23 protein-coding genes are annotated in these 24601 nt (G+C 66.9%); 14 read left to right on the plus strand and 9 right to left on the minus strand.

Features of this window, described 5'->3' with window-relative positions; genetic code table 11:
• Position 1: 1 nt before the first annotated feature.
• From ACQP1T_RS28370 to ACQP1T_RS28390, 5 genes are all read left to right on the plus strand, one after another.
• Positions 2–997: an ABC transporter permease gene (locus ACQP1T_RS28370; RefSeq protein ID WP_433756092.1), complete on the plus strand. Its 996-nt coding sequence runs from the start codon at positions 2–4 to the stop codon at positions 995–997.
• Positions 998–1101: 104 nt separating this feature from the next.
• The gene (locus tag ACQP1T_RS28375) at positions 1102–1974 is read left to right on the plus strand and encodes an ABC transporter permease (RefSeq protein ID WP_433756093.1); all 873 of its coding nucleotides are present in this window, start codon (positions 1102–1104) and stop codon (positions 1972–1974) included.
• The gene (locus ACQP1T_RS28380) at positions 1971–3665 is read left to right on the plus strand and encodes a dipeptide ABC transporter ATP-binding protein (protein WP_433756094.1); all 1695 of its coding nucleotides are present in this window, start codon (positions 1971–1973) and stop codon (positions 3663–3665) included. The genes ACQP1T_RS28375 and ACQP1T_RS28380 overlap by 4 nt, the downstream gene beginning before the upstream one ends.
• Positions 3666–3714: 49 nt before the next feature.
• Entirely contained in the window at positions 3715–4521 is an 807-nt protein-coding gene (locus tag ACQP1T_RS28385; protein WP_433756095.1) for a DUF1684 domain-containing protein, read from the plus strand.
• A complete protein-coding gene (locus ACQP1T_RS28390; protein ID WP_433756097.1) occupies positions 4518–5669 on the plus strand; it encodes an LLM class flavin-dependent oxidoreductase in 1152 nt (383 codons plus the stop codon). The genes ACQP1T_RS28385 and ACQP1T_RS28390 overlap by 4 nt, the downstream gene beginning before the upstream one ends.
• Before the next feature lie 27 nt (positions 5670–5696).
• On the opposite strand, the gene ACQP1T_RS28395 is transcribed toward ACQP1T_RS28390, so the two are convergent.
• Positions 5697–6749 (minus strand): methylenetetrahydrofolate reductase, encoded by a 1053-nt coding sequence (locus ACQP1T_RS28395; protein WP_433756098.1) that lies wholly within the window; start codon positions 6747–6749, stop codon positions 5697–5699.
• A 177-nt stretch (positions 6750–6926) separates the two neighbouring features.
• Between ACQP1T_RS28395 and ACQP1T_RS28400 the strand changes: the two genes are divergently transcribed.
• The 4 genes from ACQP1T_RS28400 (at position 6927) to ACQP1T_RS28415 (ending at position 12395) form a co-directional block, all read left to right on the plus strand.
• Entirely contained in the window at positions 6927–8069 is a 1143-nt protein-coding gene (locus ACQP1T_RS28400) for a polyprenyl synthetase family protein (RefSeq protein WP_433756099.1), read from the plus strand.
• A 24-nt stretch (positions 8070–8093) separates the two neighbouring features.
• Positions 8094–9677, plus strand: coding sequence for a phytoene desaturase family protein (crtI, locus tag ACQP1T_RS28405; RefSeq protein ID WP_433756100.1), 1584 nt, complete (start codon positions 8094–8096; stop codon positions 9675–9677).
• 64 nt (positions 9678–9741) lie between these two features.
• Positions 9742–11460 (plus strand): alpha-(1->6)-mannopyranosyltransferase A, encoded by a 1719-nt coding sequence (locus ACQP1T_RS28410; protein WP_433756101.1) that lies wholly within the window; start codon positions 9742–9744, stop codon positions 11458–11460.
• Positions 11457–12395 (plus strand): phytoene/squalene synthase family protein, encoded by a 939-nt coding sequence (locus ACQP1T_RS28415; RefSeq protein ID WP_433756102.1) that lies wholly within the window; start codon positions 11457–11459, stop codon positions 12393–12395. Before ACQP1T_RS28410 ends, ACQP1T_RS28415 begins: the two co-directional genes overlap by 4 nt.
• A gap of 83 nt (positions 12396–12478) precedes the next feature.
• On the opposite strand, the gene ACQP1T_RS28420 is transcribed toward ACQP1T_RS28415, so the two are convergent.
• The gene (locus tag ACQP1T_RS28420; RefSeq protein WP_040688576.1) at positions 12479–12847 is read right to left on the minus strand and encodes an Rv2175c family DNA-binding protein; all 369 of its coding nucleotides are present in this window, start codon (positions 12845–12847) and stop codon (positions 12479–12481) included.
• 232 nt (positions 12848–13079) lie between these two features.
• On the opposite strand from ACQP1T_RS28420, the gene pknB reads away from it, so the two are divergent.
• Positions 13080–15041, plus strand: a complete 1962-nt coding sequence (pknB, locus tag ACQP1T_RS28425; RefSeq protein WP_433756103.1) for a Stk1 family PASTA domain-containing Ser/Thr kinase — start codon at positions 13080–13082, stop codon at positions 15039–15041.
• Positions 15042–15061: 20 nt separating this feature from the next.
• Here pknB and ACQP1T_RS28430 read toward each other — a convergent pair whose 3' ends face one another.
• Positions 15062–16447, minus strand: a complete 1386-nt coding sequence (locus ACQP1T_RS28430; protein ID WP_433756104.1) for a class II 3-deoxy-7-phosphoheptulonate synthase — start codon at positions 16445–16447, stop codon at positions 15062–15064.
• A 207-nt stretch (positions 16448–16654) separates the two neighbouring features.
• Positions 16655–16888 (minus strand): HNH endonuclease, encoded by a 234-nt coding sequence (locus tag ACQP1T_RS28435; RefSeq protein WP_433756105.1) that lies wholly within the window; start codon positions 16886–16888, stop codon positions 16655–16657.
• A gap of 338 nt (positions 16889–17226) precedes the next feature.
• Between ACQP1T_RS28435 and ACQP1T_RS28440 the strand changes: the two genes are divergently transcribed.
• A complete protein-coding gene (locus tag ACQP1T_RS28440) occupies positions 17227–17724 on the plus strand; it encodes a polyadenylate-specific 3'-exoribonuclease AS (protein WP_433756106.1) in 498 nt (165 codons plus the stop codon).
• Between the two features lie 48 nt (positions 17725–17772).
• Here ACQP1T_RS28440 and qcrB read toward each other — a convergent pair whose 3' ends face one another.
• The 4 genes from qcrB to ctaE all read right to left on the minus strand — a co-directional run bounded on the left by qcrB (position 17773) and on the right by ctaE (position 22124).
• A complete protein-coding gene (gene qcrB, locus ACQP1T_RS28445) occupies positions 17773–19395 on the minus strand; it encodes a cytochrome bc1 complex cytochrome b subunit (RefSeq protein WP_433756107.1) in 1623 nt (540 codons plus the stop codon).
• Positions 19392–20567 (minus strand): cytochrome bc1 complex Rieske iron-sulfur subunit, encoded by a 1176-nt coding sequence (gene qcrA, locus ACQP1T_RS28450; RefSeq protein ID WP_433756108.1) that lies wholly within the window; start codon positions 20565–20567, stop codon positions 19392–19394. The genes qcrB and qcrA overlap by 4 nt, the downstream gene beginning before the upstream one ends.
• A gap of 20 nt (positions 20568–20587) precedes the next feature.
• Positions 20588–21451 carry a cytochrome bc1 complex diheme cytochrome c subunit gene (qcrC, locus tag ACQP1T_RS28455; RefSeq protein ID WP_433756109.1) on the minus strand — a complete coding sequence of 288 codons (864 nt, stop codon included), beginning with the start codon at positions 21449–21451 and terminating at the stop codon, positions 20588–20590.
• 61 nt (positions 21452–21512) lie between these two features.
• Positions 21513–22124, minus strand: a complete 612-nt coding sequence (gene ctaE, locus ACQP1T_RS28460; protein WP_327096839.1) for an aa3-type cytochrome oxidase subunit III — start codon at positions 22122–22124, stop codon at positions 21513–21515.
• 219 nt (positions 22125–22343) lie between these two features.
• Between ctaE and ACQP1T_RS28465 the strand changes: the two genes are divergently transcribed.
• The 3 genes from ACQP1T_RS28465 (at position 22344) to ACQP1T_RS28475 (ending at position 24316) form a co-directional block, all read left to right on the plus strand.
• Entirely contained in the window at positions 22344–22763 is a 420-nt protein-coding gene (locus tag ACQP1T_RS28465; protein ID WP_433756110.1) for a hypothetical protein, read from the plus strand.
• 70 nt (positions 22764–22833) lie between these two features.
• A complete protein-coding gene (gene trpD / locus ACQP1T_RS28470) occupies positions 22834–23889 on the plus strand; it encodes an anthranilate phosphoribosyltransferase (protein WP_433756111.1) in 1056 nt (351 codons plus the stop codon).
• 136 nt (positions 23890–24025) lie between these two features.
• Complete coding sequence (locus ACQP1T_RS28475) at positions 24026–24316, plus strand: hypothetical protein (RefSeq protein ID WP_433756112.1); 291 nt, start codon at positions 24026–24028, stop codon at positions 24314–24316.
• Positions 24317–24323: 7 nt separating this feature from the next.
• Here ACQP1T_RS28475 and ACQP1T_RS28480 read toward each other — a convergent pair whose 3' ends face one another.
• On the minus strand, positions 24324–24599 hold the full coding sequence (locus ACQP1T_RS28480) for an Lrp/AsnC family transcriptional regulator (protein WP_433756113.1): 276 nt from the start codon (positions 24597–24599) through the stop codon (positions 24324–24326).
• Positions 24600–24601: the final 2 nt, after the last annotated feature.

A 24601-nucleotide genomic window follows, 5' to 3' on the forward strand; every position in this document is an offset into this window, starting at 1 on the left:
CATGGCTCGGTATGTGGTTGTGCGGATTCTGCAGGCGATATGGGTGCTGTGGGCGGCGTTCACCATTTCGTTCGTGGTGCTCTACCTGCTGCCCGCCGACCCGGTCTCCATCGCGGCCGACGGTGCGGGCGCGGGAACCCCGATCGACAAGGCCGCGATCGCCGAACTGCAGGCGCGCTACGGACTCGATCGTCCGCTCTGGGAACAGTATTGGACCGCGCTGACCCACGCGCTGACCGGCGACCTCGGGCACTCCATCGGCACCGGCCAGCCGGTCACGACCGCACTCGGCGACGCACTGCCCAATACCCTCGGATTGGCCGGTCTGGCACTGGTTTTCGCGGTGCTCGGCGGCGTGAGTGTGGCCTTCGCGGCGACCTACGTCCGCCGCCCCTGGTTGCGTGACGCACTCGGTTCGCTGCCCTCCCTCGGGGTTTCGGTGCCGACATTCTGGACCGGACTGCTACTGCTGCAACTGTTCTCGTTCCACTGGCGGCTCGCCCCGGCCTTCGGCGGACACGGTCTCGAGGGCACGGTGCTGCCCGCGCTCACCCTCGCCATCCCGATCGGGGCGGTGCTGGCCCAAGTGCTCGCCGCTGGCCTCGCTTCGACCTGGCGTCAACCGTTTGTGGATGTGGCGCTCGCCAAAGGCGGCTCGCGCGGATGGGTGCTGCGCAAACATGTGCTGCGTCCGGCCAGCGTGCCGACCTTCACCATTGCCGGGGTGCTGGTCGGCAATATGCTCGCCGGATCCGTCGTGGTGGAGACCGTTTTCGCCCGTCAGGGCGTGGGTCGGCTCACCCAGACCTCGGTACTGGCCCAGGACATTCCGGTCGTGCAGGGCATCGTGCTGCTCACCTCGACCGTCTTCGTCACCGTGAATCTGGCGGTGGACCTGCTGTATCCGCTGCTCGATCCACGCATCGCCGGTCGATCCCGCCGTGCGACAACCGGTTCCGATACCGATATCGCGGAGGAGGTGGCCGTCCGTGCCTGAGCTACTCCTCGTTACGGCGCGCGATAACGCCGCACTGGCACCGACGGCCGGAGTCAGCGGCCACGGTCTCGCACCGTGGCCCGGCCGAAAGCAGGTGACCGATCATGGTTGATGTCGCCGATGAGTCGCCGCGGCTCGCACTACCCGGACTGCGCCGACCGGCACTGCGCTGGAAGTCGCTGCGCGGCAATGTCGTAGTGATCCTGTCCGGTGCCGTCGCGGTGCTTGCGCTCGGCTGGGCGCTCTTCCCTTCGGTTTTCGCCAGTGGCGATCCACTGACCGGTGTGCCCGCGCAGAAGTTCCAGAGCCCGAGTGCCCGACATTGGTTCGGCACCGACAATCTCGGGCGCGATCTGTACACCCGCATGGTGCACGGCGCGGGACTCTCGCTCACCGCGACCCTGTCCGCGGTTGCCATCGCCCTGGTCGCCGGGTCCATACTCGGGCTGCTGTCCGGATCGATCGGCGGCTTCGTCGACACCGTCATCATGCGGTTCGTCGACGTGCTGCTGTCGATTCCGTCGCTGCTGCTGTCCCTCGCGCTGGTCACCGCACTGGGTTTCGGTACCCGCAATGTGGCCGTCGCGGTGGGTGTTTCGCTGATCGCCAACTTCTCGCGGGTCATGCGCTCGGAGGTGCTCCGGGTGCGGCAGGCGCCGTATGTGGAGGCGGCACATGCGGCCGGGGTCCGCTGGTACACGGTGCTGGCCCGACATGTCCTGCCCAACTCGTATCAGCCGGTACTCGCCTTGGCCGCGGTCGAATTCGGTATGGCGGTGCTATCGGTCTCGGCGCTGAGCTTCCTCGGCTACGGCGCGAAACCCCCCACCCCCGAATGGGGCTCACTGATATCGGAGGGACGCAATTTCCTCGCCACGGCATGGTGGATGACCACCCTGCCCGGCCTGGTGATCATCGTCGTCGTCCTCTCGGCCCAACGCCTCGGCCGCGCCGTAGGAAGGAGTCACAGCGCATGAGTGAGCGCAGCACGTCCGCCGAACCGACGGACGGCACGCCGCATATCCGCGACGTCACACATGGACCGAATGGGTCGCCAGCGGCACTGTTGCGCATCGACGGACTGCACGTGCGCTACGCCTCCGACAGCGGCGATGTCGCCGCGCTCAAAGGCGTATCCCTGTCCGTGGCACGCGGCGAGGTCGTCGCGCTGGTCGGTGAATCCGGTTCCGGTAAGTCGACTCTCGCGCAATCGGTGATCGGATTGCTCGGTCCCAATGCCGAGATCACCGGCGGTGCCGTCGCCTTCGATGGACAGACGGTGGATACCGGATCCGAGCGGGCGCTGCGCCGGATTCGCGGTGCACGGATCGGATTCGTGCCGCAGGATCCGGGACTTTCGCTGAATCCGGTGCGGCGCGTGGGTGATCAAGTCGCCGAGGCGCTGCTCGTGCACGGACTCGCCGATCGTCGCGATGCGGCGGCGCGGGCGATCGAATTGCTCGCCGACGCCGGCCTGGACCGGCCGGAGTTGCGGGCGGCGCAATATCCGCACGAACTGTCCGGCGGCCAGCGGCAGCGCGTGCTGATCGCGGCAGCGCTCATCGCCGGACCGGAGCTGGTGATCGCCGACGAGCCGACCAGCGCGCTCGACGCCACCGTGGCGCGACGGGTACTCGACAAGCTCGCGGCACAGACCGCGGCACGCGGCACGGCGGTGCTCCTGATCACCCACGATCTGGCGATCGCCGCCGAGCGAGCCGATCGGATCGTGGTGCTCAGCGGTGGCGAGATCGTCGAAACCGGTCCGACCGCGACGGTGCTCACGGAACCGCGTCATCCGTATACGAAGCGCCTGCTCGCCGCCTCGCCGAGCCTGGCCCCGTTCGACGGGTTCCGCACGCCACGGGTGAGCGCCGGTCCGCCGCTGCTCACCGTCCGCGATGTGCACAAGCGCTTCCGCGCACCGGCCGGTGGTTCGGTCACCGCGGTGGCGGGCGTCGGATTCGAACTCGGTCGCGGCGAAACCCTGTCGCTGGTCGGCGAATCCGGCTCCGGCAAGTCGACCACCGCGCGCATCGCCCTGCGACTCACCGAACCCGATAGCGGCGCGATTACCTTCGACGGACAAGACCTGACCGCAGTGAAAGGTGGACGGCTGCGCGACCTGCGCCAGCGCTTCCAGGTGGTCTATCAAAATCCCTACGGCTCACTGGATCCGCGCTGGCGGGTGGGTGCGATCATCGAGGAGCCGCTGCGGGCCTATGCCGTCGGCGATCGCAAGGCCAGGCAGGAACGGGTGCGTGAACTGCTCGGCCAGGTCGCGCTGCCGGAGAACTTCGCACAGCGCCGCCCGGCGGAACTCTCCGGCGGACAACGCCAACGCGTCGCCATCGCCCGCGCGCTGGCCCTGCACCCGGACCTGCTCGTACTCGACGAACCGGTTTCGGCACTGGACGCCTCCGTCCAGGCGCAGATCCTGGAACTGCTGGACCGCCTGCAAACCGAACTCGGACTGAGCTACCTGTTCATCTCGCACGACCTCGCCGTGGTCCGCCGCATCAGCGACCGTGTCGCGGTCATGCGCGACGGTCGCATTGTCGAATCCGGCGCCACCGCAGACATTTTCGACAACCCACAGCACGAGTACACCCGCGAACTGCTGTCGGCCATTCCCACAGTGCACGTCACCGCACCGGGGGCGGCCTGATGACAGGCTCGGCCCGCACCATTCCCACACTCGAAGGAGTAACAGCGCCATGACGACCAGCATTACCAGCCTTTTCGAAACCGAGTGGGCGCATTGGCACCACAGCAGAGAGGACCAGTTGCGCGATCCGCTCGGCTTCCTGAGCCTGACCGGATTACATTGGCTCACCGACCAACCCGAACACATCCCCGACGTTCCCGGTACCTGGTGGGTCACCGACGACAAGGTGTTCATCACCGCCCGGCCCGCCGACCGCTTGCAGTTCGAGGGCATCGACATCGCCGGTGTCCAGATCGTCACACCGGCCGAAGGCGCGCCGGGACTCGAGGTGCTGCACGAGAATCGGGTGCTCGAGGTGATTCGTCGCAGCGGCCTTTACGCGGTGCGCGTGCACGACCCGGCCTCCCCCACACTGCTCAGCTTCGCTGGCATCCCGACCTATGCTCCGGACCCGCGCTGGGTAGTCGAGGGTCGCTTCGAACCGTTCGACCAGCCACGCACGATCACCACCGGAGCCGTGGTCGACGGACTCGAACACCACCACACCGCCTCGGGCACCATCGAATTCACCATCGGCGAGGTCACCGAGCGGGTCATCGCGTTCGGCGAGCCGACCAGCCTGCGAGTGCTGTTCACCGACGCCACCAGCGGCGTCACCACCTATCCGGCGGCCCGGTCGCTGGCCGTCGCGGCACCCGAAGCCGATGGCACGGTACGCCTCGACTTCAATCGGACGGCCAATCTGCCCTGCGCCTTCACCGATTTCGCCACCTGCCCGCTGGCACCCGCGGAAAACCGGCTGCGGGTGGCCATCGAAGCGGGCGAACAGCATCCGCGCCTAGGACGGTCCGCATGACGATCCCGCTTTCCATCCTCGATCTCGCTCCGATCAGCGCCGGATCGACCGCGCAGCAGGCCCTGCGCAACACCATCGATCTGGCCCAGCACGCCGAGCAGTGGGGTTACCGCCGCTACTGGCTGGCAGAACATCATTTCGTCTCGGTGGCGAGTTCCTCATCCATCACACTGATCGGCTTGGTCGCCGCGGCAACCACCCGGATTCGCGTCGGGTCGGGCGCGGTTCAGGTCGGCCACCACACCTCGGCATCGATCGTGGAAGCGTTCGGCACCATCGACGCGCTCTACCCGGGCCGACTCGACCTCGGCCTGGGCCGATCGGGCCATCGGCGCACCCAGTTCGGCGCACAACCCGCGCATCCCAAGGGCGGTCACCCGGTCGTCGATACCGTGACCGGACGCACCGAGGTCCGCGACGGCGTGGTGGTTCCACCGCCGTTCGATCCGGGACGGATCACCGACCGGTCGAGGTTCATCGCCTCGCTCGGCGCACTGCAACAGCAGGGCGCGCAGGCACCGGAGTTCCCGGACCAGGTCGAGGAGGTGCGCGCGCTGCTCAACGGAACCTACAAGAGCGCCGAAGGCATTGCGCTACATGTGGTTCCGGGCGAGGGCGCACAGGTCGAGCTGTGGTTGTTCGGCAGCTCGGCCAGTGAAAGCGCCGAATTGGCGGGCAAACTCGGCCTGCCCTTCGCGGCGGCCTATCACGTCTCGCCCGGCACCGCCCTGGATGCGGTCGCGGCCTATCGAACGGCCTTCCGGCCCTCGGCCGACCTCGCCGAGCCGTATGTGGTGATCTCCGCGGACGTGGTCGTCGCCCCCGACGACGCGCGCGCCCAGCACTTGGCCGCCACCTACGGTCACTGGGTGCACAGCATCCGCAGCGGTGCGGGCGCGGCGGAATACCTCGATCCGGATACCGCGACCCCGCTGACTCCGGAGCAGCGCCGACTTGTCGACGACCGCCTCGCCACGCAATTCGTCGGCAGTCCGGGCACCGTCGTCGAACGGCTACAGGCCCTGCAGCGGGTCACCGGTGCGAACGAACTGCTCGTCACCAGCATCACGCATCGTCACGAGGACCGACTGGAATCTCACCGGCTCCTAGCCGATGCGTGGGGGCTGCGGACCGCACGCGCGGCATAGCCAGCACCCCCAGCACCCGGCCCCGATCTAACGATCGGCCCGCGACGCCACCGGTGCGGCACCCACGACCGGCAGAAGACTCGGGGAGGTAGGTGCGGCGGTTACGCCGTAGCCGAGATTGGTGAGCACCTCACCGGTGGCCTTGGCGAAGTTCAGCGTGATGAAGTGCAGGCAGGGTGCGCCCTCATCGATGAGGCGCTGGCCCATTTCGGTGGCGATTTCGATGCCGACCTCGCGGACCGCGGCATTGTTCTCCTCCGGCCCGTCACCGGCGGCCTTGCGCAAGCGCTGCATGACAGCGGACGGCAAGGGACGCCCGCACAGTTCCTCAGCGCGTGCCACGGTGCGCAACGAAGTGATGGGCATCAGCTCGGGAATGATCGGCTTCGCACCCTCGATCGGGTCGAAGGCGGCGATGCGATCGCGCAACCGCAGATAGTGCTCGACGTCGAAGAACATCTGGGTGATCGAATACTCCGCGCCCGCACGCAGTTTCGCGGCCAGGTACGCGGTGTCGTGCTCCAGATCCGGGGAGCGGTGGTGGCCCTGCGGGAACGAGGCGACACCGACGTGGAAGTCGCCGAGGTCGCGCACGATGCGCACCAGTTCCTCGGCATAGGCCACACCCTCGGGATGTTTGCGCCATTCACCGAGCGGATCGCCGGGCGGGTCGCCGCGCAGCACCAGGATATTGCGGATGCCCGAATCGGCGTACGCGCCGACCAGCGAGCGCAGTTCGGCGACGCTGTGCTCGACGGCGGTCAGATGCGCGACCGGCAGCAGCGTCGTCTCCTCGGCCAGCGCGCCGGTGATCCGCACGGTGCGGTCGCGAGTGGTGCCGCCCGCGCCGTAGGTCATCGAGACGAAGGCCGGATGCATGCGCTCGAAGGTGCGCGCGGCGCGCCACAACCGCGCCTCGCCCGCGGCGTCACGCGGCGGATTGAACTCCACCGAGAAGGGCACCGAGCCCCCGGAATGGGTCCGCAAACTCTGAACAACCGAGGGTGTTCCAGAGACGATCGGTGGCGTCGGGGACGGCCGGCCAGGGGTCGAACTTCCCCGCACGTTGTCGAAAGTCACCGGTTCAGTGTAGTGGTGAGCGGATACCGGCCCGTCAGGTCGTCGCAACCGTACGCGTATTCTGCGACCAGGCGACACGTTCGCTAATCGCCGAACGACACGCGCGACCGTCGCCGCTCGGCACCGAAGTACCTATAGCGCCCACGATCCACCGCGCGCACCAGCACCCGCACGACCTTGGAGGCTCCCCTGTCCGCCGGAACCGGTATCCAGACGCCTCAGGCCACCCCGCCCGGGAACCACACGCCGGGCACTCCCGGCTTCGTCGCGGCGGTCGAGGACGCGCTCGAGGCCTTTTTCCTGACCCGCCGCCCCATCGTCGAACCGCTCGGTCCGGTCTTCGTCCAGGCCGCGGACGCGCTGGAACTGTTCGTACTGCGCGGCGGTAAGCGCACCCGACCGGCCTTCGCCTGGACCGGCTGGCTCGGCGCGGGCGGCGATCCCACCGGCCCGTCCGCCGCCGCGGTCCTGAACGCCTGTGCCGCACTGGAATTGGTGCAGGCCTGCGCGCTGGTCCACGACGACATCATCGACTCCTCGCGCACCCGCCGCCGCTTCCCCACCGTGCACGTCGACTTCGAACAGCGCCACCGCGACCACGGCTGGGCCGGTGATGCCGCACACTTCGGCACCTCGGTCGCCATCCTGGTCGGTGATCTGGCGCTGGCCTGGGCCGATGACATGGTGCACAGCGCCGGACTCGACGCCGCGGCGCTCGGCCGATTCGCGCCGGTCTGGGCGCTGATGCGCACCGAGGTGCTCGGCGGTCAGCTGCTCGATATCCACGGTGAATCGGCGGGTGACGAATCCGTCGCGGCGGCGCTGCGCATCAACCGCTACAAGACCGCGGCCTATACCGTGGAGCGCCCGCTGCACCTCGGCGCGGCACTGGCCGACGCCGATCCGCAGCTGATCGAGGCCTACCGGACCTTCGGCACCGACATCGGCATCGCCTTCCAGCTGCGCGACGATCTGCTCGGCGTCTTCGGCGATCCCGCGGTCACCGGCAAGCCCTCCGGCGACGACCTGCGCGAGGGCAAGCGCACCGTGCTCGTCGCCGAGGCGCTGCAGCGCGCCGATGCCACCGATCCGGCCGCGGCCGATCTGCTGCGCACCAGCATCGGCACCGACCTGACCGCGGATCAGGTCGAGCGGTTGCGCGCGGTGATCACCGAACTCGGCGCGGTCGACGAGGTCGAGCGCCGCATCACCGAACTCACCGAACAGGGTCTGGCCGCGCTCGCATCGAGTACCGCCACACCCGAGGCCAAGGAGCGGTTGCGCGCCATGGCCATGGCCGCGACGAGTCGCACGCACTAGCCGCGACCGCGCGAGGAGATCCACATGAAAACCGTTGCGGGACCGACCGATCGCGTCGTGGTGGTGGGCGCGGGCCTGTCCGGCCTCGCGGCCGCCCTGTATCTGACCGGGGCCGGGCGCACGGTCACCCTGCTGGAACGCGCCGATCATCCGGGCGGCCGAGTCGGCCTGTATCGCGGCCCCGACTACGAAATCGACTCCGGTGCAACGGTACTCACCTTGCCGGAGCTGATCGCCGACGCCCTCGCCGCGGTCGGCGCGACCCCCGAAACCTGCACGCCACCACTGCGCATCCAGCAACTCACCCCCAGCTATCACGCCCGCTTCGCCGACGACTCCAACATTCGCGTCTACGCCGAGCCCGAGGCCATGGCCATCGAGGTGGCCCGCGTGTGCGGCGATGACGAGGCGCTGCGCTACCGACGGCTGCGCAACTGGCTCGCCGAGATCTACCAGGCCGAATTCACCGAGTTCATGGACACGAACTTCGATTCGCCGCTGGATATGGTCCGCTACCCCGCCAAACGACGCGCACTGGCCGCACTCGTACGGCTGGGCGGATTCGGCCGACTCGGCCCGCGCGTCTCCCGCATCCTGCGCGATCCCCGGCTGGCCCGACTGTTCACCTTCCAGGCGCTCTACGCGGGTATGGCCCCGGCGAAAGCACTGGCCGTATACGGCGCGATCCCGCATATGGATACCTCACTGGGCGTCTACTTCCCCGAGGGCGGCATGCGCGCCATCACCGCCGCACTCGCCGACGCCTTCACCGCGGCGGGCGGCACACTCGAGCTGAATACCGAGGTCACCGGAATCGAATACGCGGGCGGCCGAGCCGAACAGGTCCGCACCACGGACGGGCGCACTTTCGACTGCGACGCCGTCGTCCTCACCGTCGATCTCGGTGCGCACGAGCGCTTCGGCGTGCGCCGTCGCCGTCGGCTGCGCGCCGCACCTTCGGCCGTCGTCGCACACGGCACCATCCCCGCCGCCATCGCCGAGACCTGGCCGATCCAGGCCCACCACACCATCGATTTCGGCAACGCCTGGGATCGGACCTTCGACGAGATCGCCGCCCGCCCCGGCCGCGGCCGCCTGATGAGCGACCCCTCATTGCTGCTCACTCGACCCGCGCTGACCGATCCGGCGCTCTACATCGACCGCACCGACGGCAGGCACGAGCCGTTCTCGCTGCTTGCCCCCTGCCCCAACCTCGACGCCGCACCGCTGGACTGGGACCGGCTCGGCCCCTCCTACCTGCGCGAACTACTGAATGTGTTGGCGCAACGCGGATATCACGGCATCGCCGAACACTTCACCGTCGACCATCTCGACACACCCGGCACTTGGCACGAACAAGGCATGCTCGCTGGCACACCCTTCTCCGCGGCCCATCTGTTCCGGCAAACCGGCCCATTTCGTCCGCGCAATTTTTCCGGCGGCAGCGACAACGTGGTTATCGCCGGTTGTGGCACCACTCCAGGTGTTGGAGTGCCGACCACGTTGCTGTCTGGAAAACTGGCGGCAAACCGAATTATCGGCACCGCACGACCCGCTCGGGATGAATCCCCACGCACCAGCGGGATAGTGTTCCCGGCGAGCCGATAAACTATCGCCCGACCTATTCGCCTGCGGTTGCGACCGCCGACCACTCCGGGGGGACCGACACCACATGCATCCCCCTGAGACGACGGCCGCCGCGCCCACCGACAACTCGATCACCGCGACCGAAGACGAGGCGCGTCCATCGAGCGACCCCGCGCGCCGGACAACCGCGGCCGTCGCCGAACACGGATTCCGGACCTGGCTGCGGACCACCGCCGACTTCGCCCGCAGCCCGGAGGGACATTCGGCGCTGCTCGGTTTCGTCGGCGCGCTGATGATCACCTTCGGCGGATTCGGCGCGGGCAGCGTCCGCAAGCGCGATCCGCTGCTCGAGGCGATGCATCTGTCCTGGCTGCGATTCGGGCATGGCTATGTGCTGTCCACCATGGTCATCTGGGTCGGTGTGCTGTTGATGATCACCGCCTGGGTGCGCTTGGGCCGCACCACGATCGGATTCGGCGACCGGCCCGACGCCGGAGTCACGCTGAACGAGCTGCGCGCGATCGTCGGCATCTGGATCTTCCCGCTGCTGTTCGCGGTACCAATGTTCAGCCGCGACGCGTATTCGTATCTGGCCCAGGGCGCGCTGCTACGCGACGGCTTCGATCCCTACGTCTCCCCGCCGGTCGCCAATCCCGGTGTGCTGCTGGACAATGTGAGCCCGGTCTGGACCACCACCACCGCGCCATACGGTCCGATCTTCCTCCTGCTCGGCAACGCGATCACCGCGATCACCGGCGATAACGTGGTCGCAGGCACCATCGCGCTGCGGCTGGTCATGCTGCCCGGCCTGGCGCTGATGATGTGGGCGGTGCCATACCTGACCAAGCACCTGGGCGGTAAGCCGAACGTCGCGCTCTGGCTGGCCGTGCTCAACCCGCTGGTTCTGATCCATCTCATCGGTGGCGTGCACAACGAAATGCTCATGGTCGGGCTCATGTGCGCGGGCATCGCACTGGTGCTCGAGCGCCATCATGTGGCGGGCATCGTTGTCGTCGCGATCGGCGTCGCCATCAAGGCGACCGCCGGTGTCGCGCTGCCGTTCCTGGTGTGGATCTGGATGCTGCACGAGCGCGAACGCCGCGCGCTGCAACGCGCCGCCCAATCACCGGGTGCGACCCAAAGCGTCGAGACCGAGGCCGAACCCGCGCGACCGAGCGCGGAAGTGCCGCATCCGGCGCTGATGTTCGCCAAGATCGCCGGACTCGGTTTGAGCGTCTTCGCGGTCGTCTTCGTGGCCGCCTCGGCCATCGCCGGGGTCGGCATCGGCTGGCTGACCGCGCTGTCGGGCTCGAAGAAGATCATCAACTGGCTCTCGCTGCCCACGATCATGGCGCATATGGTTCGCTGGGTGACGCCGTTCCCGATGGATCCGGTACTCGCGGTGACCCGCGCCCTCTGCGCGCTTGCGCTGATCGCCGTGCTGGGGTGGACCTGGTGGCGGTTCCGGCACAGCGAACGCGAGGCGGTCTTCGGCATCCTCATCGCCTTCGTCGCCATCGTCATCCTCTCGCCCGCCGCGCTGCCCTGGTACTACTCCTGGCCGCTGGCGCTGGCCGCCGGGTTCGCACTGTCCACCACCACGCTGATGGTGCTGGTCGGACTGTGTACCTGGTTGATGCTGGTCTTCCAACCGGACGGCTCGATCGGGCTCTACAGCTTCGGACACGTCGCCGCCGCGACCTTCGCCGCCGTGGTCGCGGCCATGTCGCTGCGGCGTGTCGACCCATTGCGATTGCGCGCCACCCCGCCGGAGAGCAATCCGGTCGCTGTCACCCGGTCATGACCGAGGTCGCTCTTACCGCCCGCGGCTCCGAACTGGCCGCGGCATACCGCGTCTGCCGTGCGATCGCCGCCGAACACGGACGCACCTACTTCCTCGCCACCCGACTGCTGTCGGCACCACGAAGACCCGCGGTCCACGCGCTCTACGCCTTCGCGCGTATGGTCGACGACATCGTCGACCACCCCACCTACGACGCCGAACACGGTCCCGCGGGCGAACTCGATCTGGTCGAGAAGCAACTGCGCGTCGCCTTGGAGCAGGCGAAGCCTCCCGTCGACCGGCGCACCCAGGTACTCGCCGCACTGGCCGACACCATTCAGCGCTATGACATTGCGCCACAGCACTTCTGGACCTTCCTGGACTCCATGCGAATGGATGTGCCCGGCACCGCGCACTTCCGCGCCCAGTACCCGACCATGACCGAACTGCGCGACTACATGCGCGGTTCCGCGGCCGCGATCGGTCTGCAACTGCTGCCCGTATTCGGCACGGTCGTCCCGGTGGCCGAGGCCGAACCCGCCGCAGCCGCACTCGGCGAGGCGTTCCAGCTCACCAACTTCCTCCGCGATGTCGCCGAGGATCTGGACCGAGGCCGGATCTACCTCCCCACCGACGAACTCGCGGCCTTCGGCGTCGACGCGGACCTGCTGGCCCACTGCCACCGCATCGGCCACACCGATCAGCGCGTCCGCCGCGCATTGGCCCACCTGATCGCGATCAACCGCGACCTCTACCGCTTCGCGAACCCGGGTATCGACCTGCTCGCCCCCCGGGTGCGCCCCGCCATCCGCACCGCGAGCACGCTCTACTCCGGCATCCTGGATGAAATCGAACACTCCGACTACGCGGTGTTCGCGCGCCGCGCCGTGGTCCCCCGCCACGTACGCCTGCGGGTCGCGGCGATCGAGTTCACCTCCGCAGCGCTGCGGCTCTGAGACTCGATCGCAAACGCAACCAGCACGGAGCGAGTCTCACGAGCGACCGTTCGCGGCCCGTCTCGCGTCCGCGCGGCCAAAATTCAGAAGGGCTCCGCGGCCGCACGACGCAGTACCTCGCGCGCGAGCGGACCATGCAATGCGTCGACGGGCTTACCCGGCAGGCTCTCGTCGTCGGTGAAGATCCACTCCAGGATCTCCTCATCGGTGTATTTGGCGTCTTTCATGACGGTGATCAGGCCAGGCAGCGACTTCACGATCGCGCCGGTGTCGTCGAAGAATCGCTCGGGCACGCCGGCTACGCCGTCGCGGCGTAGAGCGAGCAACTGGTGGTCGCGCAGCATCTGATGCACCCGGGTCACCACGAGCCCGAGCTTGTCGGCCACCTCGGGCAGCGGGATCACCGCCTCCGACTGGGGAAGAACATCGTCACTGCAAGGAAATGCACTCACCCGGATAACGGTAGACGGTCCCGCGCCGAGTGGTTCGAGACACCCTGGACCGTTCCCGCACGATTCGCCCCGATGAGTCCGCCCCTGGCCAGCCACGAACACGCCGCGCCCGCGCGGCCAAAAACACAGCCGATCGACACGGCTACGATCGTGAGCGGGCCGCGCGAGGCGGTCGATCGCTTGTCGCATCGGAGCGAGGGGTGAGAAATTTGTGAAAGCCGGAGGACATCACTTGATCGGGCAAATCCTGGAGGGGCGTTACCGCATCGATGCGCCGATCGCGCGGGGCGGGATGTCGATGGTCTTCCGAGGGGTGGATACCCGCCTGGACCGTCCGGTCGCCATCAAGGTGATGGATCCCAAGTTCGCCGCCGATCCCCAGTTCCTTTCCCGGTTCGAATTCGAAGCGCGCGCGGTCGCCAAGCTCAAGCATCCGTCCCTGGTCGCGGTCTACGACCAGGGCGTGGACGGCGAATATCCGTTCCTGATCATGGAGTTGGTCGAGGGCGGCACGCTGCGCGAGCTGCTGCGTGAACGCGGTCCGATGCCGCCGCATGCGGTGCGCGCGGTCGCCGAGCCGGTACTGGCCGCGATCGGCGTCGCGCATTCGGCGGGCCTGATCCATCGCGATATCAAACCGGAGAATGTGCTGATCTCCGATTCCGGCGAGGTCAAGATCGCCGATTTCGGTCTGGTACGGGCCGTCGCGGCCGCGAACACCACCTCGGCGAGCGTCATTCTCGGCACCGCCGCTTATCTGTCCCCCGAACAGGTGACCGCGGGCACCGCCGATTCCCGCAGCGACGTCTACTCCTTCGGCATCCTGATCTTCGAACTGCTCACCGGCCGGGTTCCGTTCACCGGCGACACTTCCCTATCGGTGGCGTATCAGCGCATCGAGAACGATGTGCCCAGCCCGAGCGAATTCATCGACGGGGTACCGCCGGAGTTCGACGAGCTGATCGCGCGGGCCACCAACCGCGAACCCGCGCACCGCTTCGCCGATGCCAACGAGATGGCGGCCGAGCTGCATGCGATCGGGGTAGCGCTGAATCTGCCGCCCTATCGGGTGCCCGCACCGCAGGAATCGGCCGAACATCTCAGCGCCAGCTTCAAGACCGCCGCGCCGACCCCGCAGCAGGCCAGGGTCGCAGCGGCACCGCCACCGTCCGCACAGCACACCAAGGTCGTCACGGCGGCGCGACCGCGGGTGCCCGATTACGGTCCGCCCGACAACTACGGGCCTCCGGACAACTACCGCGATCACTATGCGCCATCGCATTCGCCGCAGCCGTCACCGTTCGCGGACGACCGGAACAAGTCGCGTCGCACGGTACTGCTGTGGGTCGCCATCGTCGCGATCCTGACCTTGCTCGTCGGGATCGGCGGCTGGTGGTTGGGCGTCGGGCGCTACTCGGCCGTCCCGTCGGTGGCCGGGAAGGATCAGGACAGCGCGATTTCGGCGCTGACGGAAGCCGGTTTCGACACCGAGATCAGACAGAAGACCTCCGACACCATCCCGGTCGGCGGCGTGGTCGGCACCGATCCCTCGGCCGGGTCCAAGGTCACCAAGGGTTCGACGGTGGCCGTGCTGATCTCCAGCGGCAAACCCCGCGTGCCGGATATCAAAGCGGGCGACGACATTTCGAAGGTCAACCAGCTCATCCGCGATGCCGGACTGCAACCGGTGGACGCGGGCGAAGCCGGCAGCACCGCGTCCAAGGGCACCGTCGCGAAGGTGGAACCGGCCCCAGGCACCGTTCTGCCGTTGGCCGCGCAGGTAAAGGTGTACCGCAGCAAGGGTTCTCAGCCGGTCAAGATGCCCGATCTGCGCGGCAAGACCACCGAGGAAGCGAACAAGGCGCTCACCGCGGCCGGAATCACGGTGCGCGAGACCAGGGCTCAGTACGACCGCACGATCGAGGCGGATAAGGTCATCGCCACCGAACCGGCCGCGGGCGCCACGATCCAGTCCGGCGACGGCGTCACCCTTATCGTCTCGAATGCCGTGAAGGTGCCCCTGCTGGTCGGCTCGAGCGTCGCCGACGCCCGCTCCAAGCTGCAGGCGCTCGGCCTGGTGGTTGCGGTGCGTCAGCTCGCACCGTCCGAGAGCTCCGTGGTGATCGGCCAGGTTCCCGGCGTGGGTTCCAATGTCGAGGCGGGCAGCACCGTCTCGCTGACGGCGCTGCCATGACGACAAAGGAAAAGCCTTGGTCAGCGCAGCATTTCCGCGACCAGGAAGGCCAGTTCCAGCGACTGCTGGGTGTTCAGCCGCGGGTCACATGCGGTCTCGTAGCGACCTGACAGATCCAGATCGGAGATGTCCTGGGCGCCACCGAGGCATTCGGTGACATCCTCACCCGTCAGTTCGATGTGCAGACCGCCGGGATGGGTGCCCAGTGCGTGGTGCACCTCGAAGAAGCCCTGCACCTCGTCGATGATCCGGTCGAAGTGCCGGGTCTTGTAGCCGGTGGATGCCTCGTGGGTGTTGCCGTGCATGGGGTCGCACTGCCAGATGACCTGGTGTCCGGTCGCCTGCACTTTTTCGATAATGGGCGGCAGGACGTCGCGGACCTTGGTATTGCCCATGCGCGAGACGATGGTCAACCGGCCCGGCTCGTTATTGGGATCGAGCCGCTCGACGTACTCAACGGCCTGATCCGGCGTGGTGGTCGGACCGATCTTCAGGCCGATCGGATTGGCGAGCAGCTCCGCGAAGGCGATATGCGCGCCGTCGAGCTGACGGGTGCGCTCGCCGATCCACAGGAAGTGCGCGGATAGGTCGTAGAGCACCGGCTCGCCCGCCGGGTTCTCGCCCAGGCGCAGCATGGCGCGCTCGTAGTCCAGCACCAGCGCCTCGTGGCTGGCGTAGATGCGCGCGGACTGCAGGCTCGGATCGTTCACTCGACAGGCGGTCATGAAGGCCAGGCCGCGGTCGATCTCCTCGGCCAGCGCCTCGTAGCGCGCACCGGCGGGCGACTGGGCGACGAAGTCACGGTTCCAATCGTGCACGCGGTGCAGATCCGCCATGCCCGCACCGGTCAGCGCGCGCACCAGGTTCATGGCGGCGCTGGCGTTGGCGTAGGCGCGCACCAGTCGCGACGGGTCGTGTTCGCGCACCTTCGCATCCGCGACCAGCGAGTTCACCATGTCACCGCGGTAGGACTTGAGGCCGAGCGCGTCGGTGTCCGAGGAGCGCGGCTTCGCGTACTGGCCCGCGATGCGCGCGACCTTGACCACCGGCAGGCTGGCGCCGTAGGTCAGCACGACGGCCATCTGCAGCAGGGTACGGATATTGCCGCGGATATGCGGTTCGGTGTTGTCGGCGAAGGTCTCCGCGCAGTCACCGCCCTGCATCAGGAAGGCCTCGCCGCGCGCGACCTCCGCGAGCTGTGTGCGCAACTCCTCCACCTCGGCGGGCACGCAGATCGGCGGCACGCTCTCCAGCACAGTGCGCATCATTGCCGCCTGCTCCGGATCCCACGCCGGCTGCTGTAGCGCCGGACGCGCCAGCGCGTCGTCCAGCCGCCTCCGCAGCTCTGCGGGCAGCGGCGGCAGCTCCGGCAGGCGATCGATGGGTACGTCGACGGTCCAGTTCACCCGTTCAGAATACGGATACCCGACAAGCGTAGATACCCGGAGGTAGGGCTGATCCCTCACATCGAGGTGTAACAAATCCTCACCCTCCGTGGTGCCCCTTTGCACCACACAGGAAGCACGCCACATATGGTTTACATCTGTGGGTACTTCGAAGGCCACCGAATGATCGCAATGGGATCCCGACTTCCGCCCGCCACCGCGGTAAAATCAATAGTCATTTCCATATTGTTCGATAATCTCCCGAGCCCACTTCACCAGATCTTCCACACGGGCACCAGTCGGCTGCCGGGTGAGCCAGAGCTCCAAATTCTCCGGCCGATTATCGAGTTTGTCTCCGTTGATGTGATGTACGTTCTCACCCGGCTGCAGCTTTCGGCCGAGTTGGGCTTCCATTATCAATCGATGCTCCAATTCCCAGCCGCCCTCCGCGAGTCGCAGCATCCAGTAACCACACGACGAAATACGGCGACCATCGTGCGAACTCTTTCGCCGACGCCCTGGCGCACCACGTCCCGGAGCCGCTTCGATCGCACCCCAGCGCCGCAACTTATGCATGTGCGCCTTGCAGATGCCATGCTTGAGAATGGCTGGCCGAGAACAACTTTCGACCGAACACCGCGGATATCTTCGACCAAGATCAGCGTTGTAGTGCTTATTACACAATCCCCGAAGCCGCACAGGCCGAAAACAATCGGACTCGCTGCACGAAGCAGACTCTTTCACAACACCCCCATGTCGCCGAAATACGTGGGTTCATGCTATCAGGAAGGCGGAAGTGATTGAGGTATTTTTATGACACAGAATTCATTGAAGACGGCAAGATAATAGACTTGGTGTCAATCGGCGTTGTCTGCGAAGACGGCCGCGAATATTACGCGGTCTCCACAGAATTCGACCCCGATCGCGCAGGCCCGTGGGTACGCAAATACGTCTTACCACAGCTTCCTCCGTCCACATCACCGTTGTGGCGCAGTCGCAAACAGATCCGCGACGACCTCTATAAATTCCTGGTGCCCCGGCCATCGGTCCAACCAGAACTGTGGGCCTGGGTGGCCGCCTACGACCACGTCGCGCTGTGCCAGCTCTGGGGCTCGATGGTCGATCTGCCCAATGCCCTGCCGCGCTATACCAACGAACTGCGTCAGCACTGGGAGGCCCATGGCCGTCCCGAACTGCCTCCGGTCCCCCCGGACGCCCACGATGCCCTCGCCGACGCCCGCCACAACCTGGCCAAATTCGAGGCCATCGAGGCCGCCCGCCGCCGGGTATCCCTTTAAAGCGAAAGGCCCCGAGTCGAATTCGACTCGGGGCCTTTCGCTTATCCGTCAGTGCGAGTGATTACCGTTCTGACCGTTCGCCTTCTGCTGGACCTTCTGCAGGACGGCGAGCTGCTTGTGCTCTTCCGCGTGGTCGTCCTCGAAGGCCTGCTCGATCTCGTGCAGCGGATCGGCGCGCAAGAAGCTACCGGTGCCCGGCTTACCGGCCGAACCCAGCTTGTTCATCTTCTTGGGCACCGTCGCGCCCTGGTACTCCAGCGGGATCGGGTGGCCGTGGTCGTCGACCGGGCCGAGCGGCTGGTGCACCTCGATGTACTCACCGTGCGGCAGACGCTTGATCACACCGGTCTCGATGCCGTGCTCGAGCACCGCGCGGTCACTGCGCTGCAGACCGATGCAGAACCGGTAGGCGATGAAGTACGCCGCCGGCGGCACGACCAGCAGACCGATGCGGCCCATCCAGGTGGTGGCGTTCAACGAGATGTCGAACTTCAGCGCCAGGATGTCGTTGACGCACGAGAGCGTCAGCACCACGTAGAAACCGATCGACATCGCACCGATCGCCGTGCGCACCGGCACGTCGCGCGGGCGCTGCAGCAGATTGTGGTGCACATCGTCGCCGGTGAGGCGCTTCTCGATCCACGGGTAGGCGATCAGCACCGTGAAGACCAGGCCCATGATCATCGCCACCCAGAACACGGCCGGAACCGTGTAATGCCCGATGTAGAGCTCCCACGGCGGCATCAGACGCGCCAGACCGTCGGTCCACATCATGTAGAAGTCGGGCTGCGAACCCGCCGACACCTGAGAGGGGTTGTACGGACCCATGTTCCAGATCGGGTTGATCTGCAGCACACCGGCCATGATCGCCACGATGCCGAGGGTGAAGGCGAAGAACGCACCCTGATCGGAGGCGAACACCGGCACGATGCGCGCACCGACGACATTGTTCTCGGTGCGGCCCGGACCGGGGAACTGAGTGTGCTTCTGGTACCAGACCAGCGCGACGTGCGCGGCGATCAGCACCAAGAAGATGCCGGGGAACAGCAGCACGTGGGCGATATACAGGCGCGGGATGATGATGTCGCCGGGGAAGTCACCGCCGAAAATCAGCCAGTGCATCCAGGTGCCGATGATCGGGATACTCATCGTGATACCGCCGAACGCGGCCCGCAGACCGGTACCCGAGAGCAGGTCGTCGGGCAGCGAGTAACCGAAGAAGCCCTCGAACATGGCCAGGATCAACAGCAGGCAGCCGATGACCCAGTTCGCCTCACGCGGCTTGCGGAACGCACCGGTGAAGAAGATGCGGAACAGGTGCACGATGATCGAGGCCGCGAAAAGCAGTGCGGCCCAGTGATGCACCTGGCGCACGAACAGACCACCGCGCACCTCGAAGGAGATGTTCAGCGCCGTCTCGTAGGCCCGCGACATGGTCACACCACGCAGCGGCTGGTAGGCGCCGTTGTAGACGACCTCGCTCATCGACGGATCGAAGAACAGGGTCAGATACACACCCGACAGCAGCAGGATGATGAAGCTGTAGAGCGCGATCTCGCCGAGCAGGAACGACCAGTGGGTCGGGAAGACCTTGTTGATCGACCGCTTCACGAACGCCGCGGCGCGGTACCGCTCGTCGGCCTCGTTGGCTTGGGCTGCAACCCGACTCATGAACGACGCTCCCAGTAGGCCGGTCCGAGCGGCTCGATGAAGTCGCCCGCGGCGACCAGGTAGCCCTCGGAATTGACGGTGATCGGCAGCTGCGGCAGTGCGCGAGCGGCGGGACCGAAGACCGGCTTACCCCATTCGGTCGCCAGGAACTGCGACTGGTGGCAGGGGCACAGGATCTTGTTGGTCTGCTGCTCGAACAGCGACGTCGGGCAACCGAGGTGGGTGCAGATCTTCGAGTAGGCGAAGTAGTCGCCGTAGTTGAAGCTCTCCTGCCCCTTGCGCTTGATGGCCTTCTGCGCGTCTTCGGTGCGCAGCCGGATCAGCATGACGGCGTTGCGGATACCGCGCAGGGACTGCAGCGTCGCGTGCTCGTCACCGCGCCACTTCTCCTTCCACGGGAACACCGTCTCCATGGCACCCGCGTCCAGATCCTCGGGACGCACCAGCACGACGTCCTCGGGGCGACCGGTGTCGCGACGGATGTAGATCGTCTCGCCCTCGAAATCCGGGGTCCAGCCCGAGACCCACAGCGGCGACTTGTCGCCCTTGGCCCACGGGTTCTTGATCAGGCCGCCGACGAAGACCAGCAGCGCACCGACACCGAGTACGCCGACACCGGCGCCCGCGGTCCGGGTGATCATCTTGCGACGACCCAGCGTGGAGGTGTCCAGCGCGTCCTGCAGCTCGGCGACCAGGGTGCGGCGCTCGACCTCGGGCGAGGGCCCGTCGTGGCGGTCCTGGATGGACAGCTCGGCCGGGATGAACTTCTTGCGGATCAGCACCACCGCGACGCCGATGACCAGCACGGAGATACCCAAACTGAGGCCGACCAGCGGGGTGAACAGCGAGTAGGCGGTGTGGCCGTCCTCGTCCTTGCCCTTGAATTCCCAAGGCCAGAACAGGAAGACACCGACCAGGACCGCGGCCGCGATACCGGAGACCGCGAACCAGAACGAGACCTGCCGCTCGGCGCGCTTCTCGGCGCGGGTGCCCGGCACCGGGAACCGCTCGCGCCGGTAGGCGACGTCGACGCCGTCGCGCTCGGTGCCGAGCTTGACCAGCTCGTCGCGCGACATCGCGTCGAGTTCTTCCTCGGTGGGCTCAGCCGGTGTGGTGTTCACCCGCTCGTTCGACGGCTCCGCGCCGTCGTGGCCCTCATCCGGCCGACCCATGTCAGTTGGCTCCTTATTGCTCATGAACGTGATCCGATCCACATCGCGGCGCCGACGACGAGCGTGATGCCGACCACCCACATGGCCAGGCCCTCGGTCGCGGGGCCGAACCCGCCGAGATCCCAGCCGCCCGGGCTTCTCTCCTCGGTGGCGTTCTTGACGTAGGCGACGATGTCGCGCTTCTCTTCCGGACTCAGCTGCCGGTCGGAGAACTTCGGCATGTTCTCGGGGCCGGTGAGCATCGCGTCGTAGATCTGCTGCTCATTGGCGGGCTCGAGTGGCGGCGCGTACTTACCGGAGGACAGCGCGCCGCCGCGGCCGGTGAAGTTGTGGCAGGACGCGCAGTTCATCCGGAACAGCTCCGAACCACGGGCGACATCCGGACCGCGCAGCGATTCCTGGGCGATCTCACCGTTGGCGTCACGTACCACGGAGGGGCCGCCGCCGTTGGCGGCGATGTACGCGCCGAGGGCATCGGTCTGGTGGGCATCGAACTTCGGCGGCTTGCGCGTCGCCTGAGCCTGATTGGCGGCCAGCGGCATGCGGCCGGAGGAGACCTGGAAGTAGACGGCCGCCTCACCGACGCCGACCAGGCTCGGACCGCGGTCGGGCACGCCCTGCAGGTTGGCGCCGTGGCAGGTGATGCAGGAGGTCTCGTAAAGCTGCTTGCCGTCGCGGATCAGCGCGGACTGGTCCTCGTTCGCGGTCGCGACCTGCGGGTCCGGCGTGATCGCGGTGGCGAGGAATCCGGCTCCGACGAGGCCCACCAGCAGCGCGAGCCCACCCGCGACGCGACGCCGCATGCGGCGCTGCTTGCGGATCTTGCTGGCCTCGCCGTTCCCGGGGCTGGCGGGCTCTGGCGCTGACGGGGGAGATGAACTCATCTGTGTCCCTTTGGAGTAGACGGAACCGACTTGTGCAAAAGATTCGGGGTACTGGCCCGGCTCAGCGGACGAAGTAGATCGTGGCGAACAGCCCGATCCAGACGATGTCGACGAAGTGCCAGTAGTAGGAGACGACGATCGCGGCGGTGGCTTGTGCCGGGGTGAACTTACTGACCTTGGTGCGGACCAGCAGGAAGACGAAGGCGATCAGACCGCCGATGACGTGCAGACCGTGGAAACCGGTGGTGATGTAGAACACCGAGCCGTAGGCGCTGCTCGAGATCGAGGTGCCCTCCTTGACCAGGTTGGTGTACTCGTAGCCCTGACCCGACACGAACAGCGCACCCATGATCAGGGTGACGACGTACCAGCGGCGCAGGCCGAACACATCGCCCTTCTCCGCCGCGAACACACCCATCTGGCAGGTGAACGAGGAGGCGACCAGCACGGTGGTGACCGGCACGGCAAGCTTGAGGTTCAGCTCGGTCGGTTCCGGCGGCCAGTTGCCGTGGGCCTGGGCGCGCGCGACGAAATACATCGCGAAGAGCCCGGCAAAGAACATCAGCTCGCTGGACAGCCAGATGATGGTACCGACGCTCACCATGTTGGGCCGGTTCAGCGAATGCACACGCTGAGTTATGGCCGATCCTGGGGTCCCTACTGCGGTCGTCACGGGGGTAAGTATGACTCGTCGTAGTACGACACAAGTACCCGGGTGCGAAACTTGTCCTCCCGTGTCGGAAAACGCACGGACAGATGGTGTCTCGACCAGGGGGTCGGCGTGTTGATCACGGGCGCGCGCGGCTGCGGCGCGCAGGTGGGACGAGCGGTGCGACTCTCGCGGCGAGCATGGCAGACGCGAATAAGGAAAAGCTGAGATCAGGAGGCGGATGTGACGCGGTGGTGGCAACGGCTGTTCGGCGGGAACGAACCCGAACCGTTCGATCCGACCCGTTCCGATCTAGTAGTCGTCGCGGAGTGCTTCGATGACTCCGAGGCGTGTTCGACAACACTCTCGCGCGCCTCGGCTCTCAAAGCCGACGAACCCGCCCTGCTGCGCCATCATTTGCGTATTCCGCCTGATCGGATTGATGACGTCTGTGCGGTTGCCGCCCAAGACGGCTACACCGCGGCCCCACGCACCGAAGGTCCGCACGAGTTGGAATCGCTGATCCTGCAACGGGTTCAGCTACTCGATTCGCTGCACTGTTCGCAGGAGCGGAACAGGATGGTCGGTCTCGCCCAGCGTCACGACGGCGTCGTGGACGGCTGGGACGCCCTGCAACCGGGTTCCGCGACCGCGCAGCGCTGATAACGCCTCGACCACTACGCTCTATCGCGACAGACTGGTGCGCGAACCAGTGGTGACAGGAGAAGTGGACATGCGCAGCTGGCCCCAAGTACTCGGGACCCTTGCCGATGGCGGCGATCTGGCGGCGGAGGACACCACCTGGGTGATCGATGAGATCTTCACCGACAATGCGACGCAGGCACAGATCGCCGCGTTCGGTGTCGCGATGAAGATCAAGGGCCCGACTCCTGTCGAACTGTCCGGCATGGCCGCGGGCATGCTCGGCCACGCCCGCCTGGTCCATGTCGACGGCGATGCGGTCGACATTGTCGGGACCGGCGGTGACCGGTCCGGTTCGGTGAATATCTCGACGATGTCCTCGATCGTGGTGGCCTCGGCCGGTGTGCCGGTGGTCAAGCACGGCAATCGCGCGGCCTCCTCGAAGAGCGGCGGCGCCGATGTGCTGGAGGCGTTGGGCGTGAAGCTGGCCCTCGGCCCCGAGGCGGTGGCTCGCTGCGTGCGTGAGGTCGGCATCGGCTTCTGCTTCGCGCCGCTGTTCCACCCCGCGTTGCGCTTCGCCGGTCCGGCCCGCAAGGAAATCGGCATACCCACTGTTTTCAATGTGCTCGGCCCGCTCACCAACCCCGCGCAACCGCGTGCCGGGCTGGTCGGCTGCGCGTTTCCCGAGCTATTGCCGGTGATCGCCGGGGTATTCGCCGAGCGCGGCGCCAGCGCGATCGTGGTGCGCGGCAATGACGGGCTGGACGAGATCACCACCTCCGACACCACCGACGCGTGGATCGTGTCGGGCGGAAAACTGCGGAAGACCACCATCGATCCGACCCGCATCGGCATCGCGCGCGTCGATCTGAACGCATTGCGCGGCGGCGACGCCGAGGTCAACGCGGGTGTCGCGCGCAGTGTATTGGCGGGCACCGCCGGCCCGGTGCGCGACGCGGTACTGCTCAATTCCGCCGCCGCCATCGTCGCCTACGACTGGTCTCAGGGTGTCGGCGATCCGGATGCCGATATCCACGACGCCATCGCCGCGGGCATCGATCGCGCCGCCGAGGCCATCGACACCGGAAAATCCGCCGCCCTGCTCGACCGCTGGGCCAAACTCACCAACACCCTCGGCGATAACTGACTCCCGCGCCGCGAATCGGGCGCCGCATGTCGGCAGACCTCTTGTGGCGGTACAGGTTACAGTGACGCGGCAATCCGGCGTTGCCCCGTTTCGCGTCGGGCGTACGCCGCCCGGCTCGACTGCTGAGGAGCACACGATGAAGCGGGGCGTTTACGCGGCACTAGCCGTGCTGGCGATCGCGGCGACGGTCGCCAGCGCACCCGACGCACACGCGGCACAGGGCAGTCTGGTCGTCAACGGGATGGTCTACCGCGAACCGTCGGGCTGCCTGCAAATCGGTGGCGGCGCCGCCCCCCTGGCCATCGAGAACCACACCGACGCGACCATCACCGTCTTCTATATGGCCGGTTGCCGGGGCGAAGCCAGCGCGGTACTCCCGTCCGGCGCCTCCCGAACCTTCTCCGGTTCTTCTCTCCGCATTCCCTGATTACGGCTCACTCGCCGAGGGAGAAGCCCGCTTCGACGTCGGCGCGGGAATACGACTTGAAGGCGATATGCGTGGTGGTGCGGGCGACGCCGGGAGTCTTGTCGATCCGGCCGGTCACCACCTCGGCGATCTCCTCGTGGTCGCGCACCCGCACGATCGCGATCAGGTCGACATCGCCCGCGCAGGAGTAGACCTCGGTGACGCCCTCGGTATCGGCAACCGCCTGTGCGGTCTCCGGAATGCGGGCGTTCTCGGCCTGGATCATCACGATCGCGGTAATCATGG

The sequence above is a fragment of the Nocardia sp. CA-135398 genome (assembly GCF_050955845.1).
Taxonomy (GTDB): Bacteria; Actinomycetota; Actinomycetes; order Mycobacteriales; family Mycobacteriaceae; genus Nocardia.

What these genes read in the sequence shown, in the direction of transcription:
- ACQP1T_RS28370 (WP_433756092.1), top strand. Translation starts at nt 2, where the DNA reads ATGGCTCGGTATGTGGTTGTGCGGATTCTGCAGGCGATATGGGTGCTG.
- ACQP1T_RS28375 (WP_433756093.1), top strand. Translation starts at nt 1,102, where the DNA reads ATGGTTGATGTCGCCGATGAGTCGCCGCGGCTCGCACTACCCGGACTG.
- ACQP1T_RS28380 (WP_433756094.1), top strand. Translation starts at nt 1,971, where the DNA reads ATGAGTGAGCGCAGCACGTCCGCCGAACCGACGGACGGCACGCCGCAT.
- ACQP1T_RS28385 (WP_433756095.1), top strand. Translation starts at nt 3,715, where the DNA reads ATGACGACCAGCATTACCAGCCTTTTCGAAACCGAGTGGGCGCATTGG.
- ACQP1T_RS28390 (WP_433756097.1), top strand. Translation starts at nt 4,518, where the DNA reads ATGACGATCCCGCTTTCCATCCTCGATCTCGCTCCGATCAGCGCCGGA.
- crtI (WP_433756100.1), top strand. Translation starts at nt 8,094, where the DNA reads ATGAAAACCGTTGCGGGACCGACCGATCGCGTCGTGGTGGTGGGCGCG.
- ACQP1T_RS28410 (WP_433756101.1), top strand. Translation starts at nt 9,742, where the DNA reads ATGCATCCCCCTGAGACGACGGCCGCCGCGCCCACCGACAACTCGATC.
- ACQP1T_RS28415 (WP_433756102.1), top strand. Translation starts at nt 11,457, where the DNA reads ATGACCGAGGTCGCTCTTACCGCCCGCGGCTCCGAACTGGCCGCGGCA.
- ACQP1T_RS28435 (WP_433756105.1), bottom strand. Translation starts at nt 16,888, where the DNA reads ATGCTGCGACTCGCGGAGGGCGGCTGGGAATTGGAGCATCGATTGATA.
- qcrB (WP_433756107.1), bottom strand. Translation starts at nt 19,395, where the DNA reads ATGAGTCGGGTTGCAGCCCAAGCCAACGAGGCCGACGAGCGGTACCGC.
- qcrA (WP_433756108.1), bottom strand. Translation starts at nt 20,567, where the DNA reads ATGGGTCGGCCGGATGAGGGCCACGACGGCGCGGAGCCGTCGAACGAG.
- qcrC (WP_433756109.1), bottom strand. Translation starts at nt 21,451, where the DNA reads ATGAGTTCATCTCCCCCGTCAGCGCCAGAGCCCGCCAGCCCCGGGAAC.
- trpD (WP_433756111.1), top strand. Translation starts at nt 22,834, where the DNA reads ATGCGCAGCTGGCCCCAAGTACTCGGGACCCTTGCCGATGGCGGCGAT.
- ACQP1T_RS28475 (WP_433756112.1), top strand. Translation starts at nt 24,026, where the DNA reads ATGAAGCGGGGCGTTTACGCGGCACTAGCCGTGCTGGCGATCGCGGCG.
- ACQP1T_RS28480 (WP_433756113.1), bottom strand. Translation starts at nt 24,599, where the DNA reads ATGATTACCGCGATCGTGATGATCCAGGCCGAGAACGCCCGCATTCCG.